Raw genomic sequence first — 16845 nt, forward strand, 5'->3', positions numbered from 1 at the left:
AGATTTACATCTTTAAAGTAATTGAATTCCATTAAATTATGACGTTAAAATTAAAAGGCCTCATGGCCTTAAGTTTGCTTTTTCTGCTGTGTAGTTGTGAGGTCCAACTAGAGGATAATATGCGTATCGTTGTTAAAGGTCAGGTGCAAGACCAGTACCAAGCCGCTATCCCCGAAGCTAAAATTACGGTACAGACCAGACGTGGTAATTATAGTGGTTCACAAAGCTCTTATGTTTTGGGAGAAGGGTTTAGCACAGCAGACGGTCAGTTTTCGGTGATTTCTTTTTATGATGGAGATGAAGATTTTGCCATTGAAGTTTCAGCAGGAGACGATTACAGTTCTTACGTTTACAAGCAAAACACAGTTAATTTTACGCCTTCAGATTATACGTTTAATCTTGAAACTGTCGCTTTAAAATCTATGGCAGATTTTAATTTGAAGGTGTTAAGGACGAGTGGTGAAGGGAATACCTTAACTTATAGCCTAACGTATACTGAAGGGTTTTGTCTTGAGTTTTATGAAGGCGAACAACCTAATCCTTACGATAACACTTGTTATCCCCAGCGTATGGTAAGTCTGCAATTGAATGATAATGGCCCTGATATAGAAAAAACCTATCGTGTGCCTATAGGCGAGCCCGTAGTGTTTACATACAGCATCAATGACGAACCAGAAATTACAGAAATCATCACCGTAAATACCGCTTCTTATGACTTTTCATTCTCTTATTAAGACCACCGTAGTGGGCGCTTTTTGTTTATGGTTTTCTATAGGAACTGCTCAAGAGCTAGATGAAACAAATACTGCGGAAACGGAAAGCACTTCAACTTTTTATAATAACGAAGCCAGACAACGGTTTTTTGCCTTTATGATTGGAGGGCACAGAGCTTTTACGAGTGGCGATAACTTTATGGGTGAAGGTTTAGAGGGAGGTTCGGGCATAGATTTTAGAGTTCAGATGTATGTTTATAAGCACTTTTTTGTCGGACTCGCATCTAACGCCACCTATTTTGATGTTAAAAATCAAGAACTTCTCGGAAGTTATAGAAACTCTAGAGTCGCTGAAAATTATGTGTATTTAGGCTATGAGTTTCTTCCGGCTGAAGATTTTAGGTTAGGGCTACAAGTGTCAGTTTCTGGAGATGTAGATTTTAAAAATACAGGGTTTAGTACTACTGATATTGCCGAACAACATGATTCTGCACGTTTAAATCGCTATGGGTTCTATCTTAATTACGAACTGGCACCGCATTTTATGCTCTACCTAGATTATGGGTATAACGTATTGCATACCGATATTGAAGCACCTAGTGCTTATGAAAGTTTTTTTAGTAAAGGTACCTATAGCACTGTAGGTTTAGGTTTGGTCTTTACGATTGGTCGCCGTGATTTAATATCCCGATTTTTAGAGTAAACCGTCTAAAACTATTATAAAAAATAAACCTTGTTTCGGTCTCAACGTTAAGCTGATGGAAACAAGGTTTAAAAATTGATTAATAGCAATGCAAATTTGCATTTTAAATTTAGTCGTGAGTAAATGTAATGAGGAAAAAGATTGTAATTAAATTATTTCAGGTCTTTTTAAGGCTTCTTCGATAAATTGTAAAATTTAAAGATTAAAGGCGCTAAAATTAGTTGTATTTTACTTTTCTGAGAATCCTAATACTTTCCTTGTAAGCGCTATAGAGTTTTAAACTGTGATTTTTTATGTAAGGTTTTGCAGTTTCTAATTGCGTTAAAGCATTTTCAAAACCGTTGAGGTAGCAAATAAGATAGCTTGCTGCTAAATCCTTTAAATCGGCTTCTTCGCTAGGTTTTAAACCTTGGTTGGTTTCTAATTTTTTTAAAATTGAATTGTTCGCATTGTAAATATGATGCAAGACTTTTTTATCAAATTGTGGCGGCTCAAAAATTAATTTAGCCTCAATGGTGTAATTGGCATTCTCGCTAAAATGAATCGTTTTTTCTTCAAGTTTATAATATTTAAAAGAGTTATGCAGCCCTAATCTTACGTATTCAACGATTTTAAAAGAATCTTCAGTAAAAGATATGGCCACTTCATCTAAGGCCGAATAAAATAAAAGAACGCGTTCGTTAATCAATTCAATATCAACTCTAGAATAGAAAGTTTCATCATTAATTTGTTTTCGAGCTCCAGACCAACATAACACAAAGTATTCTTTAAAGACCATGTATTTGGGGTTGAAGTCTTGGCGTTTATTCATAAAATCAAACACCCCATCAAGCGTTAATTGTATATTGTTTTGAGCGTTATTTTCTATAGCTCCAACAATTTTAGAATTAACGTCTTTAATTTCAATATCAAACACTTTAGGCATACTCATGCTACCATCTCTAAAGAAAACGGAGCCGCCGTAATATTTCCAAATGTTCTTTTTTAATGAGGTAATACTATCAATAGGTCTAATGGTCACTAAGCCAACAACCTTATGGTCGGGTAAATGCGGAAAAGGGATGTTTTCATACTGAACAATAGGAGGATTGCTAAGGTAGGCATTAATAAGGTTTTGAATTTTACTATCGTCAAAGAAATCGACGCCTATTATTTTATTGTCCTCGTCTTTAACCCCAATAACAATATAAGAATTGTTGTTGGGGTTGCTATTGGATAGCGCACATATATGCTTTAAAAATTTTCCTTTGCCTTCTTTGGTGCCAATTTCTATTTTACGCTTTTTGTCATAAAAACTATTCTCATCGTTATGAGCAAGTAAATGTTTTATGAGTAAGCGTTTATTAATCATAGAATATCAGCGCATATTAGGAGTGAAAAACTTTAAAAGGTGCATTACAATTCTTTTTTAACTAGGGTTGAATTCGCTTGTGCTGTACAAAACATTAAAACATCGGCGATATTGACATGTGGTGGTCTAGAGATGGCAAAATAGATAACGTCAGCAACGTCTTCGGGCTGTAAGGCTTTGTAACCTTTGTAAACGGTATCTGCTTTTGCATCACCTTTAAAGCGTACTTCTGAAAATTCGGTTTCTACCAAACCTGGATTTATAGCGCCTACTTTTATTCCGAAGGGGTTTAAATCTATACGCATACCTTCCGTTATGGCTAAAACCGCATGCTTACTACCACAGTAGACATTTCCGTAGGGATACACTTCTTTTCCGGCCGAAGAACCAATGTTTATAATATGCCCAGATTGACGTGCGGTCATTCCCGGAATAATGGCTTTGCTAACGTAAAGAAGACCTTTTACATTAATATCCATCATGGCATCCCAATCGTCTAGATCTCCTGTTTGTATAGGGTCTAAACCATGAGCATTACCGGCATTATTTAAAAGGATATCTATTGTTTTAAATGCGTCTGGTAATCCGGCGATGGCTTCTAATGTTTGGGCTCTATCACGAACATCAAAATTTAAGGTGTAAACCTCAGTTTTTTTTGACAAATCTGCTTTGAGACTATCTAAGCGCTCTTGTCTACGGCCACATATCACTAAATGAATGCCGTGCTTGGCAAATTCTTGGGCTGTTGCTCTACCAATACCACTGGTCGCTCCAGTAATTAAGGCCACTTTATTTTTATTTGTCATGGGGTTTTAAACGTATTAAGATCGTTTTAAAAAGGGATTAATATAGGTTATGGAACTTCGTGACCTTGATAGGCTACTAAGATTAAAAACCAATCTTCAAGTTCTAAGTCAATGGATGTTGCTTCTATGGCGCGTTTTAATCGGCTTTGTGTTGTAGTCCCTACCACCGGATGTATTTGTGAAGGGTGCTTCATAATCCAAGCCAGTAAAAGTTGGTCTTCCGTAGCCTTATATTTATCGGTTAAGGCGGCAAGCTGTTGGTGAACACGCTTAGATTGTTCATTATTATCTTTAAAAATATGACCTAAAGGAGACCAAGCCATGGGTTTAATACCATTAGCAGTCATATAATCTAAGGTGCCATTATGCATAGCAGAATGCTCCGTAAGGGAGAATTCTATCTGATTAACGTCAATATCCATACGTAAACCAATGAGATCCATTTGAGACGCGGTAAAATTAGAAACCCCAAAATCTTTAATTTTTCCTTCTTTTTTTAAGATGGTTATGGCCTCAGCAATTTCTTCGGCGACCATTAATGGGCTTGGCCTATGAAGAAGAAAAAGATCGAGATAATCCGTTTCTAGGTTACGCAAGGATTCTTCTGCAGACCAAATAATATAGTCCTTAGTATAGTTATAGTGTTTTACAATATTGTTTCGGTTGTCGCATTGCAGTTGAATACCACATTTTGTAATCAGCTGTATGCTGTCGCGTTTAATTTCAGAATCTTTTAAGGCTTTTCCAAATTCAGCTTCTGTAAGGTATCCGCCATAAATATCAGCATGGTCAAAAGTGGTTATGTTATGATCGGTACAGAAATTTATTAACGCCTCCATTTCCTTTTTAGAAAGTTGTTTTCCCCAAGCACCCCAAGTCATGGTACCTGCAATTAATCGAGAATATTTCACTTTATTTTCAGTTTATATGGGTTTTTATGCAATTCATGTATAAAAATAGTCAAAACATTGGCAATGAAGCTATCATTGTAGTGTAATTATTCAAAACCCCAAATTATGAAACTTTTACAACACCTAAAATCTGTTACCTTAATCTTAGTGGTCCTTATTAGCTTTTCTAGCTGCTCTAAAGAAGAGTTAAATTCTGACGGAGAATTATCAGGGATTTCTGTAAGTTTAAAATCTTCATCGGCCTTAACTTCTGAGGTGTATTTAGAAATTGAAGCGGTACAAGTAAGAACAGGAAAAGATGCAAATTCTGAAGCATCTTGGGTGAGTTTAACGGATATTAATGCAGGGACTTATAACGTGAGTGATTTAACCGACGACCTAGAATTAACCTTGGTCAATGAGTCTGAAATGGCATCGGGTTTTATCTACGAAATGCGTTTGGTTTTAGGGGATAATAACTTTTTAAATATGAATGAGGTCTTAGTAAGTTTAGATGTTGTCGGTGATAAGACGCCTTCTAATGTTGTTGAGACGGAGTTTATGGCCAATCGGTTTTATGACGTGATTATAAACTTAGATTTAGATGAAGCCATAAGCTATGACGAAAATACAGCGATGATGACCATTAACCCTAAGCTTTATACTGAGATTAGACAAATGCAATTCTAAGACGATTAATTTTCATAATATACTTACAAAAAGAGTAATACTTCGGTGTTACTCTTTCTTTTTTAACCAATTGTTAACAGCAACTAACGAATAATTTTAACACTTTGCAGCGTAGAAAATATTTGTATAAATAGTTTTGTTCTTAAACCCTGATAAAATGGAAGAAACGAGTACAGTTGATATTAAATCAATTAATGAAAAGATAGAAAAAGAAAGTGCCTTTGTAGACTTACTAACCTTAGAAATGAACAAGGTTATTGTAGGACAAAAGCACATGGTAGAACGTTTGCTAATTGGTCTCCTTGGTCAAGGTCATATTTTATTAGAAGGTGTACCTGGTTTAGCAAAAACATTAGCTATTAATACACTCTCTAAAGCTATAGATGCTAGTTTTAGTAGAATACAATTTACACCAGATCTCTTACCTGCAGATGTGGTTGGTACCCTAATTTATAACATGAAAGAGAATGATTTCACGATAAAGAAAGGTCCTATTTTTGCAAATTTTGTATTGGCAGATGAGATTAACAGAGCGCCAGCAAAAGTACAATCGGCTTTATTAGAAGCCATGCAAGAAAAGCAGGTAACTATTGGGGATGAAACTTTTGGTTTAGATAAGCCGTTCTTAGTAATGGCCACCATGAACCCGGTAGAACAAGAAGGGACCTACCCACTTCCAGAGGCACAAGTTGACCGTTTTATGCTAAAAACCGTTATCGATTATCCAAAAATCGATGAGGAACAAATGATTGTAAGAGCCAATCTTAAAGGAAGCTATGAAAAGGTAAATCCTGTGGTTTCAGTAGCACAAATCTTAAGTGCTCAAAAAGCCGTGAGAGAGGTGTATATGGATGAAAAAATTGAGAAGTATATTCTCGATATCATTTTTGCAACACGTTACCCAGAGAAATATAAATTAGGAGATTTAAAACCTTTAATTTCATTTGGAGCTTCACCTCGTGGTAGTATTAACTTAGCTACAGCAGCAAAATGTTATGCGTTTATAAAAAGAAGAGGTTATGTGATTCCAGAAGATGTGCGTGCCATTGTACACGATGTTTTACGCCATAGAATTGGAATTACTTATGAAGCTGAAGCTGAAAATGTCACTTCTGAAGATATCATCAATAAGATTGTAAATGTTATTGAAGTGCCATAGAGGTTTACCCCTAGGCAATCAATCTTATTATATATCGAAAATTAAATTTGATCCATTTCGTATTAAGGACGGAATGACAAAATACTACAATGGACACTAAGGAATTACTCAAAAAAGTACGAAAAATAGAGATTAAGACACGTCGCTTGTCTGATCATATATTTGGCGGCGAATATCACTCGACTTTTAAAGGTCGGGGGATGACTTTTTCTGAAGTGCGTCAATACCAATTTGGCGATGATGTTAGAAACATAGATTGGAATGTGACGGCACGGACCAACCAGCCCCACGTTAAAGTCTTTGAAGAAGAACGCGAGCTTACCATGATGCTAATGGTAGATGTATCAGCCAGTGAAATGTTTGGTACCCAGCAGCAATTTAAAAATGAAGTGGTAACGGAGATTGCTGCAACTTTAGCGTTCTCTGCAACGCAAAACAATGATAAAATCGGATTGATTTTATTTTCAGATCAGATAGAACTTTACATTCCGCCAAAAAAAGGACGTTCTCATGTACTTAGAATTATAAGAGAGCTTATTGAGTTTCAACCACAAAGCACAAAGACCAATGTGTCTGAAGCTTTTAAATTCTTGTCTAATGTCTCTAAAAAGAAAGCTATCGTTTTTGTGCTTTCAGACTTTATTGCAGATGCCTATAAGCAAAATTTAAAGATTTCAGCAGGGCGCCACGATATTACAGGGATTAGAGTGTATGATCAGCGTGAAACTGAAATTCCTAATCTAGGAATGGTACAAATGGAAGATGCTGAAACCGGCGAAATGATGCTTGTTAATACCGGCTCTAAACAAGTTAGGAACGATTACAGTAAATTTTACAATGATAAAATAACCTATTTTAAAGATAGTTTTACAAAATCTGGCGCAGGGACTATAGATTGCCGTGTTGATGAAAGTTATGTAAAAAAATTATTAGGTTACTTTAAAAGAAGAGGATAAGGGGCTCTAAACTTTGCGTGAAAGCACAATGAAGTCCAAAAATGTAAAGTAAGACATAAAAGGTGAAAAGTTTAAAAGTTATATACAGTAAATTAAAAGCTATAAAGGGCACGGGTTGGAATAAAAATACCGCCTTAGTTAGCCTTTTTTCTATGCTCTTTTTTTTAGGCACTACTTTGGCAACCGCACAGGTAAAAACAGAAGTAGATACCACAACAATACGCATTGGAGAACAGATTAATTATAAAATTAATGTCCAAGCAGATTCTACAGCATTGGTGGTTTTTCCAGAAGGACAAACCTTTATGCCCTTAGAAAATGTTGAGGCTTTAAAAATTGATACCACCAAACAGAAGGCGCAGTTTTTACTCTCTAGGGTTTATAAACTCACACAATTCGATTCAGGCGCTTATACCATTCCAAGACAAAAAGTTATTATTGGTGAAAAATCATTTTTTACAGACTCTTTACGGGTCAATGTAAACACCGTGGCCGTCGATACCACAAAACAGAAACTCTACGATATAAAACCAATTATAGATGTAGAAGAAGCGGGTAGTGATTGGTGGAAATGGTTACTTGTAATTATCGGTATTGTAGGTCTTGTTGGCTTCTTATTGTATTGGTTTATTTGGCGTAAAAAGCCTTTAAGTGAAGAAGAGCAAATTACATTATTACCACCTTATGATCGTGCAAAACTAGCCTTACAAAAGCTCGATGAAAGTCAGTATTTAATACGTTCAGAAGTGAAGGAATACTATTCTGAATTGACCTTTATTATCCGAAAATATTTAGATGAAAAAGTCTATGATCGTGCTCTAGAAAGTACCACTTCAGAGCTTGTCGCACGATTAAACTTATTGAAGGAAGGAAATCAAATACCGCTGTCTAAAGAAACCATTTTGCATATCGAATCTATTTTGAAGCGTGCCGATTTGGTAAAATTTGCAAAGTCTGCTCCCGATACGGCTCTTGCTGAAATGGACAAGTCTACCATTGATAAAGCCATTGACAATGTTAAGGTGAGTCTGCCGGAGCCTTCCGAAGAAGAAAAACTATTAGACAAAAAATATAAAGAAGCTCAAGAGCGCAAAAAGAAACGTCAAAAAATAGCCTTAACGGTAGGGATATCCTTATTTCTGCTTATCGCCACCTTTATTGGTTTTGGTGTGAAATACGGTTTTGGTTATGTAAAAGACAGCATCATTGGGCATGAGAGTAAAACGCTTTTAGAAGGCCAATGGGTTAAAAGTGCTTACGGATTTCCGCCTGTATATATCGAAACACCTAAAGTATTAAAGCGTGTAGAAATTGAGCTTCCTGAGGACGTACAACAGCAAATGTCTAGAACTACGTTTGCTTATGGAACCTTGTTAGATGTGTTTAGTGTTGTAGTGAATACAACGACCGTAAATACACCAAAACAACCAACACAAGGCGAGACGACTGAAAATTCGACCTTCGATTTATTAAAGGTATCAGAGCAAACCATAGAAGGCTTTGAGGCTAAGGGTGCCGCAAATATTACGGTGAAAAAAGAGAAGTTTATCACCCCAAATAAAGCTGAAGGTTTAAAAACTTTTGGAACCTTGAGTCTTCCTGTACCAAACTCAGAGGCTTTTGTAGATGCTTCTTATATGGTGCTCGCTTTTGCAAATGAGAATGTTTTACAGCAAATAGTGATTACTTGGCCATTAGATGATGATTATGCGGATGATATGATAGAGCGCATTGTAAATTCTGTAGAAGTTAACCCTGAAGACATACAAGACAACATAAAATGATGTTTGAGCATATAGAATTTTTAAATAAAGAATTATTCTGGTTATTACTGCTATTACCTATAGCGATAGTTTGGTATGTCTTAAAACATAGCAAACAAACGGCAGAATTAAAAATGTCTACCCTACAAGGGTTTAAAACTAGTGGTTCTAATTGGGCCAAGTTAAGGCACGTGCTTTTTGCTTTACGTTTAATTGCATTAGGACTTCTTATTACGGCTTTAGCAAGACCACGGACTGTAGATGTTTCTACAAGAACGAAAACAACAAGCGGTATTGATATTGTGATGGCTATTGATGTTTCGGCGAGTATGTTGGCAAAGGATTTAAGACCTAACCGACTTGAGGCTTTAAAAGAAGTCGCAGCAGATTTTATAGATGGTAGACCAAGCGACCGTATTGGATTGGTAGAATATGCGGGTGAGGCCTATACAAAAACACCAATAACAAGCGATAAGTCTATTGTAAAACGTTCGTTAAGAGATATTAATTATAATAATATTATCGAAGGCGGAACCGCTATTGGTATGGGATTAGCCACTTCGGTTAACCGATTAAAAGACAGTAAGGCTAAAAGTAAAGTGATTATCTTACTTACGGATGGGGTGAATAATTCAGGCTTTATAGATCCTAAAATTGCGAGTGAATTGGCCGTAGAATACGGTATAAAAGTTTACGCTATTGGTTTAGGGACTAATGGTATGGCCTTATCGCCAGTAGGGATTAATCCTAATGGAACCTTTAGATATGGGCGTATGCAAGTAGAAATTGATGAGGCCTTACTTAAAGATATTGCGGCAGAAACTGGTGGTAAATATTTTAGAGCGACTAATAATGACAAGTTAGCTCAAATCTATGATGAAATCAATAAGCTAGAGAAAACCGATATTGAAGAAAAGAAATATTACAATTACGAAGAGAAATACAGACCGTTAGTACTACTCGCCGGGTTGTTATTACTGATAGAATTATTATTAAGAAATACAATATTTAGAAGCTTTGTTTAGACTCGATGAAAACATATGGTTTTGGACGCTACTGGTTATACCAGTCATTATTTTGTTGTTTATAGGACTGCAAATTTGGAGGCGTTCTGTGCAGAAAAAATTTGCCGATACAAACCTATTAAAGCGCCTTAGTCCTAATCAATCCTTATTTAAAAGCGTGCTAAAAGTGGTCGTGCTTTGTTCGGCTTTTGCGTGTTTATCTATCGCTTTAGTGAATCCTAAAATAGGAACAAAGTTAGAAACCGTACGTAGTGAGGGCGTCGATATTGTCTTTGCAGTAGACGTTTCTAAGAGTATGCTGGCGGAAGATATTGCCCCTAACCGTTTAGAGAAATCAAAACAATTGGTGACTCAGATTGTCAATAATTTGGTGAGTGATCGTGTGGGGATTATTGCTTACGCCGGTAAAGCCTTTCCGCAGTTACCGATAACCACGGATTACGCTTCGGCAAAGATGTTTTTACAGAATATGAATACCGATATGTTGTCTTCACAAGGAACAGCAATTAGTGAGGCCATTCAGCTTTCTAAAACCTATTATGATAACGAAGATCAAACCAATCGTGTTTTAGTGATTATTTCTGATGGAGAAGACCATGATGGTGAAGCCATGAGTGTTGCAGAAGAAGCGGCAGAACAAGGCATCAAAATCTTAACCGTTGGAGTAGGTGATGTTAAGGGAGGCCCAATTCCTATTAAACGAAATGGTGTGGTCTTAAGCTATAAGAAAGATAATAGTGGCGAAACCGTTATTACACGTCTCAATGAAACGACCTTAAAAGATATCGCTTCAGAAGCCAACGGTGTTTATATTAATGGTAGTAACACGGCAGAGGTGGTTAAAGCCATTAAAGCCGAGCTAGATAAAATGGATAAACAAGAATTTGAGTCCAAACAAATAGCCGACTTTAAAGATCAATTTCAATGGTTTTTAGGACTCGGAATTCTATTGCTATTTATTGATATTTTCTTTTTAGAACGAAAGACCGCATGGTTGAAAAAGTTGAATTTATTCAACGAAACTTATCTTTAAGTCCCCTAAGCTAAGGCAGGCAAAATGCCCTATGAGGGGGAAATGGAAGTGAAATTATTGCGGGTCTAATTTTTAGATTTTTTTTAACGCTAAGTCAATAAAGCCTTTAGTAATTTAGAGGGCGTTTTTATAATGAAAAAACATATGAAATTTTACATATTACTTATTGTACTTTTTAGTGGAGGTTTAAGCTTTGCTCAAGATCTGAATGAAAAACAGCTAGAGGCCGATAAAAATGCAACAAATCTGGTATATAAGGCCAATACCTTAATAGAGGACGACAATTATATAGAAGCTGAAATGGCTTATAGAAAAGCAATTTCTGAAGCGCCATCAAAAGCGGTAGGGTCGTATAATTTAGCCCATTCTTATTATAAAAGAGGAAGCTTTAATGAAGCCTTATTCCGAAGTCAAGAAGCTGCAAAAAACGCCACAACTAAAGACGAAAAACACCGCGCATTCCATAATATTGGAAACATCTTAATGCAGAATGAACAGTGTAAAGAAGCGGTAGAGGCCTTTAAAAATGCGTTGCGGAATAATCCTAATGACGAAGAAACCCGATATAATTTTGCCTTAGCCAAAGAATGTGCAGAGCAACAAAAGCAAGATGGAGGCGGGGAAGACAATAAGGAAGACCCTAATAAAGACCAAGAGCAAGACAAAGAAGATCAGGAAAAGAAAGACGGCGATAAAAATAAAGACGAGAAAGAGGATCAAGAAAATCAAGATAAGAAAGACGAAGGCGATCAGGATAAGAAAGACGGGGATAAGGACGAAGATGAAGACGGAAAGCCTAAAGACGATAAAAAGGATGAAGGTAAAGGCGATGAAGATAATAAAGATCAAAACCAACAACCTAAGCCGCAACCCGGACAAATGTCTCCGCAACAGATGAAAAATATTTTAGAGGCCATGCAAAATCAAGAACAGAAAGTTCAAGAGAAAATGAATGCAGAAAAACAAAAAGGCGCTAAGGTAAAAACCGAAAAGGATTGGTAATTTAACAGAAAGTCCTTAGTTTGCGAGGACCATTTTAGCTCAAGTACGATTCAAAAACTAAAAGATAGCGTTAAAGATGTCTATAAGACAGAAATAGCCATGAAATTAATAAAACACATATCCGTTCTCTTCTTCATCCTTTTTACAAGTGTAACTCTTGCACAGGTAAAGTTTGAAGCAAAAGTCAGTAAAAATAAGTTAGGAATTAATGAACGTTTACGGATAGACTTCGAAATGAATCAGGATGGTGACAATTTTGTGCCACCGAGTTTTGCCAATTTTGATGTGGTTGGTGGTCCTAATACATCGGTAAGTAATTATTCTAGAAACGGAAAACGCTCTTTTTCTAAAACCTATAGCTATTTCTTATCGCCTAAAAAACGTGGTACTTTCACCATAAAACAAGCCACTATTGAGATTGATGGCGAAACTTATAAAACCTTTCCTATTAAAGTTACGGTTACCGAAGCCGTGAATGCACCTAACGGAAATGGTGAGGCGTCTGATGTGGCTGCTGATAAAATTCATTTGGTTGCTGAGGTTTCAAACGCTAACCCTTATTTAAACGAGGCCATAACCGTTGTTTATAAACTCTACGTGTCTCCAGATATTGGGGTGAGTAGCAATTGGCGGGAAAAAGAAATTCCGAGATATAATGACTTTTGGAGTCAGAATATAGAAATTAAAGGTCTTAATATTTTAGAAGGCACCTATAAGGGCGATAAATACCGTTACGTAGTACTTAGAAAAACGGTACTCTATCCGCAGAAAACCGGAGCGCTTAAAATTGATCCATTGGTGATGGATATCACCGCAGAGGTGCCTACCAATCGTGTTAATATTTTTGGACAACGTTTACCGGTTAAAGTGCCTAAAGTGGTTACGGCAGGAAGTAGAACCATTAACGTTAAGCCATTACCAGAAAAAGGAAAACCTTCCGATTTTAAAGGGGCTGTGGGGAATTTTTCATTTCAAGTGACCACCTCAAAAACCGAATTAAAGGCGTCAGAATCGCTTCAGGCTAAAATTGAAGTTAAAGGACGTGGGAATTTAAAACTCTTTGAGCTACCAAAACTTACCGTGCCAAGCTCTTTGGAAGTGTATGAGCCAGAACACCAAGAAAACGTAAGAACCAATTTAAGTGGTATGCAAGGTGGTATTTCAGATACCTATACCTTAGTGCCTCAGTATCGTGGTAAATACCCTTTACCAAGTATTTCATTCTCGTATTTTAATCCTCAAACAGAAACTTATAATCGTATTACTTCAGATGAGATTATTATCGATGTTTTAGATGGACCAATGGCCGCAAATACCAATGCAGATAATACTGTGGCTAATGCCTCTAAACAACCTGTAACTCCAAATAACAATACGTTTGCCTTTATAAAAACGAAGGCCAATTGGGAGCCTGTGAACTCAGAACCTTTCTTTAAATCCACAGGATTTTGGGCCTTGTTGCTATTGCCATTCTTAGCCATTCCTTTAGCTATTGTGGTAAGGCGTAAACAAGATGCGCGCCAAGCCGATGTGGTTGGAAACCGTATAAGAAAAGCCGATCGTTTAGCTAAAAAGTACCTCACAGAAGCTAAAAAAGCGATGGGACAAAAAGAAACCTTCTACTTAGCTTTAGAGAAGGCCTTACATAATTACTTAAAAGCGAAACTGCATATTGAAACTAGTGATTTTAATAAGGAAAAGATTGAAAACCTCCTAAAAGAGCGTCATGTGGAGACGGCGGTAGTTTCAGATTTTATAGCCATTTTAGAGAGCTGCGAATTGGCACGATACACGCCAATTACTCAGGTTACAATGCAAAATGATTATGATAAAGCAGCCAAAACAATTTCATTAATAGATAAACAACTCAAATAATATGAGAGTCCTTACCATCTTACTTTTTTGTTGTTTTAGTGTTTTTGGATTTTCACAAAAAGACCAACAATTTGATGCCGCTAACGCTTTATATAACGACGGAAAATATGCCGAGGCTATTGACAAGTATGAGGCTATTTTAGATGCTGAAACCCACTCAGCAGAACTTTATTTTAATTTAGGGAATGCCAATTATAAGCTTAATAATATTGCGCCTAGTATTTATTATTTTGAAAAAGCCCTTTTATTAAACCCGAAGGATGAAGCGATTCAGAATAATTTAGCCTTTGCACAGAACATGACAATTGATGCTATAGAAACCGTACCTGATGTTGGTTTTTCCAGAATTATCAATAATATGGTTAACACCTTTAGTGCCGATACTTGGGCTAAAATAGCGGTAGGCGGTGTGCTCTTATTTGTGGTGATATTTTTAGCTTATCATTTTTCGTATTCGAGTGTAAAAAAACGGATTGCCTTTATCACTAGTGTGGTTAGCTTAATCATTGCCTGTTTGTCGGTGGCTATGGCATTTCAGAAATCGGCCTTAGACAAAAAGAATAATCCGGCTATAGTGTTTAGTCAAGAGAGTAGAGTTAAAACAGATCCTAATCCTAAAAGTGAGGAAGTCTTTAGATTGCATGAAGGAACTAAGGTTTGGGTTCTAGAAACTTTTGAAGATTGGAAAAAAATTAGATTGGCAGATAACTCTACCGGTTGGATTCCTTTTAAAGATATTAAGTTATTAAAAGATTTTTAGAGCGAATTTAACGCGCCGTTAAGGTCTAACCTATTATATTTGCAGCCTATGCAAAAACGTTCAAAATACAGGGTTTCTGTTTTTTTCTTCATATTATTTATGGCGTTACTTTCTGCGCCTTCTATAATTGCCTCTGTAGATGACTCTATAGACACTACCTGTTTTTTTAGTGTGAACGAAGAAGAAGATCAACTTAGTTTTAAATTGCTTTTCAATAAAAACGAAGAAGTTTCTGATACTGTATTTGAAAACCAATCTAACGAAAATTTAGGCGAGTATACCTTTAAACAGTATCCTAAGCCTCACCTCAATTTAATTTCGCCTCCCCCCGACTACGTTTCATAATTTTTAGATGTTATAGGGACCCTCTTAGTCTCGAAAAAAAATTATTGAAAATTTGCTTTAGAGTCAACCGCTCTTCAGCACAAATTATTTATACATGTTTAAAACTTTAAAAAACGACTTGCCAGCAAGTGTCGTTGTATTTTTTGTGGCATTACCATTGTGTTTAGGTATTGCTTTAGCCAGTGGAGCTCCACTTTTTTCTGGTGTTATTTCGGGAATTATTGGAGGGATCGTTGTCGGTGCGCTAAGTGGTTCTAAAATTGGAGTTAGTGGTCCTGCAGCAGGATTAGCCGCAATTGTATTAACTGCTATTGGAACCTTAGGAGGTTATGAAAACTTTCTTGTTGCCGTAGTGCTTGGAGGAGCTATTCAGTTGCTCTTTGGCGTATTAAAAGCCGGAATTATCGGTTATTATTTTCCTTCTTCAGTAATTAAAGGAATGCTTACCGGTATTGGTATTATCATTATCTTAAAACAGATTCCTCACTTTTTCGGTTACGATGCCGAGCCAGAAGGTGCTGATAGTTTTATTGAAGCCTCAGGTGAAAACACCTTTTCTGCCCTGTTAAATATCTTTGATAACCTTATTTTAGGCTCTATGGTAGCCGGATTTATAGCTTTGGCTATTTTGTTATTGTGGAGTAATGTTTTAGCGAAAAAAGGAAAATTTTTTCAAATTATTCAAGGGCCTTTAGTGGCGGTAGTGATTGGGATTATCTTTCATGTATTAACACAATCTAGTGAAGCTTTAAGTATTGCAGAATCTCATTTAGTAAGTGTTCCTGTACCGGATAGTTTTGATTCGTTTTTAGGGCAGTTTAGCTTTCCTAATTTCAATGCAATATTTAATCCAGAAGTTTGGGTGGTTGCCTTTACCATTGCCTTAGTGGCCAGTTTAGAAACCTTACTTTGTGTTGAAGCTACTGATAAAATAGATCCGCATAAAAATGTAACACCAACCAATAGAGAGTTATTAGCACAAGGAACCGGAAACATTATTTCTGGTCTTATAGGAGGCTTGCCAATTACGCAGGTTATTGTAAGAAGTTCTGCGAATATTCAATCGGGTGGACGTTCAAAATTATCGGCCATCATTCACGGGTTTCTATTGTTAATCTCTGTGGTGTCTATTCCAAGATTATTAAACATGATTCCGTTATCTGTTTTAGCAGCCATTTTATTAATTGTAGGTTATAAATTAGCCAAACCGGCCTTGTTTATGCAGATGTATAAGTTGGGATGGAAACAATCGGTACCATTTTTTGTGACCGTTGTCGGAATTGTATTTACAGATTTATTAGTTGGAATTGGTCTTGGTTTACTTGTAGGTATTGTTGTAATTTTATTGAAAAATTACCAAAACTCACACTTCTTACATATAGAAGACCAAAGTAACGGTAAGCATAAAATAAAAATGACCTTAGCTGAAGAAGTTACCTTTTTTAATAAAGGAGCTATTTTAAAGGAATTAGATCGTCTTCCTGAAAATACGTATTTTGAATTTGATGTAACTAAAACACGTTATTTGGATTATGATATTATTGAAATTTTAGAAGATTTTGCCTTTAAAGCGAAGGAACGAAATATAGATATCAAGTTGATTTCTAAACGTGGAATTGTTGAAAATCCACCAAGTTTTATAGAGTTCTTTAAACTAAGACCCAAATCGAGTATTAGTTTAAGTTAAACGCTAACGCTATAAAAGAAAACAGGAAAGCTGCTGTTGCAATTGAAGACTTATGGTAAGTTGTCGTCGTAGAACGTACAAGAGTTA

General features: G+C 36.2%; 16 protein-coding genes. 13 read left to right on the forward strand and 3 right to left on the reverse strand.

The features are described 5' to 3' along the window. The first annotated feature begins 38 nt into the window (after positions 1–38). Together ACFQ13_RS14680 and ACFQ13_RS14685 are read left to right on the forward strand one after the other, a co-directional pair. Entirely contained in the window at positions 39–734 is a 696-nt protein-coding gene (locus tag ACFQ13_RS14680) for a hypothetical protein (protein ID WP_386118643.1), read from the forward strand. After that, entirely contained in the window at positions 712–1416 is a 705-nt protein-coding gene (locus ACFQ13_RS14685; protein WP_386118645.1) for an outer membrane beta-barrel protein, read from the forward strand. Before ACFQ13_RS14680 ends, ACFQ13_RS14685 begins: the two co-directional genes overlap by 23 nt. A gap of 217 nt (positions 1417–1633) precedes the next feature. On the opposite strand, the gene ACFQ13_RS14690 is transcribed toward ACFQ13_RS14685, so the two are convergent. The 3 genes from ACFQ13_RS14690 to ACFQ13_RS14700 are packed head-to-tail and all read right to left on the reverse strand — an operon-like array spanning position 1634 to position 4484. Then, positions 1634–2767, reverse strand: coding sequence for an ATP-binding protein (locus ACFQ13_RS14690; protein ID WP_386118648.1), 1134 nt, complete (start codon positions 2765–2767; stop codon positions 1634–1636). Positions 2768–2811: 44 nt separating this feature from the next. After that, on the reverse strand, positions 2812–3573 hold the full coding sequence (locus tag ACFQ13_RS14695) for an SDR family NAD(P)-dependent oxidoreductase (protein WP_386118650.1): 762 nt from the start codon (positions 3571–3573) through the stop codon (positions 2812–2814). 47 nt (positions 3574–3620) lie between these two features. Beyond that, positions 3621–4484 (reverse strand): aldo/keto reductase, encoded by an 864-nt coding sequence (locus ACFQ13_RS14700; RefSeq protein ID WP_386118653.1) that lies wholly within the window; start codon positions 4482–4484, stop codon positions 3621–3623. A gap of 105 nt (positions 4485–4589) precedes the next feature. Here ACFQ13_RS14700 and ACFQ13_RS14705 point away from each other — a divergent pair, with 105 nt between their 5' ends. The 11 genes from ACFQ13_RS14705 to ACFQ13_RS14755 all read left to right on the forward strand — a co-directional run bounded on the left by ACFQ13_RS14705 (position 4590) and on the right by ACFQ13_RS14755 (position 16758). Next, positions 4590–5153, forward strand: coding sequence for a DUF4382 domain-containing protein (locus ACFQ13_RS14705; RefSeq protein WP_386118656.1), 564 nt, complete (start codon positions 4590–4592; stop codon positions 5151–5153). 157 nt (positions 5154–5310) lie between these two features. Continuing rightward, positions 5311–6312: an AAA family ATPase gene (locus ACFQ13_RS14710; RefSeq protein WP_114308262.1), complete on the forward strand. Its 1002-nt coding sequence runs from the start codon at positions 5311–5313 to the stop codon at positions 6310–6312. Between the two features lie 89 nt (positions 6313–6401). Beyond that, positions 6402–7268 carry a DUF58 domain-containing protein gene (locus tag ACFQ13_RS14715; protein WP_386118659.1) on the forward strand — a complete coding sequence of 289 codons (867 nt, stop codon included), beginning with the start codon at positions 6402–6404 and terminating at the stop codon, positions 7266–7268. Positions 7269–7420: 152 nt separating this feature from the next. After that, entirely contained in the window at positions 7421–9052 is a 1632-nt protein-coding gene (locus ACFQ13_RS14720; protein ID WP_386119468.1) for a hypothetical protein, read from the forward strand. Beyond that, positions 9052–10056, forward strand: coding sequence for a vWA domain-containing protein (locus ACFQ13_RS14725; protein ID WP_386119469.1), 1005 nt, complete (start codon positions 9052–9054; stop codon positions 10054–10056). The genes ACFQ13_RS14720 and ACFQ13_RS14725 overlap by 1 nt, the downstream gene beginning before the upstream one ends. Beyond that, entirely contained in the window at positions 10049–11089 is a 1041-nt protein-coding gene (locus ACFQ13_RS14730; protein WP_386118661.1) for a vWA domain-containing protein, read from the forward strand. The genes ACFQ13_RS14725 and ACFQ13_RS14730 overlap by 8 nt, the downstream gene beginning before the upstream one ends. Positions 11090–11233: 144 nt before the next feature. After that, entirely contained in the window at positions 11234–12091 is an 858-nt protein-coding gene (locus tag ACFQ13_RS14735; protein WP_386118662.1) for an aerotolerance regulator BatC, read from the forward strand. A 99-nt stretch (positions 12092–12190) separates the two neighbouring features. Continuing rightward, positions 12191–13966 (forward strand): BatD family protein, encoded by a 1776-nt coding sequence (locus tag ACFQ13_RS14740; RefSeq protein ID WP_386118665.1) that lies wholly within the window; start codon positions 12191–12193, stop codon positions 13964–13966. A gap of 1 nt (position 13967) precedes the next feature. Next, complete coding sequence (locus ACFQ13_RS14745; protein WP_386118667.1) at positions 13968–14726, forward strand: tetratricopeptide repeat protein; 759 nt, start codon at positions 13968–13970, stop codon at positions 14724–14726. Positions 14727–14825: 99 nt separating this feature from the next. After that, a complete protein-coding gene (locus ACFQ13_RS14750) occupies positions 14826–15071 on the forward strand; it encodes a hypothetical protein (RefSeq protein ID WP_386118670.1) in 246 nt (81 codons plus the stop codon). Between the two features lie 94 nt (positions 15072–15165). Beyond that, entirely contained in the window at positions 15166–16758 is a 1593-nt protein-coding gene (locus ACFQ13_RS14755; protein WP_386118672.1) for a SulP family inorganic anion transporter, read from the forward strand. Positions 16759–16845: the final 87 nt, after the last annotated feature.

Origin of the sequence: Winogradskyella rapida, assembly GCF_042675845.1 — a bacterium.
Classification (GTDB): domain Bacteria; phylum Bacteroidota; class Bacteroidia; order Flavobacteriales; family Flavobacteriaceae; genus Winogradskyella; species Winogradskyella rapida.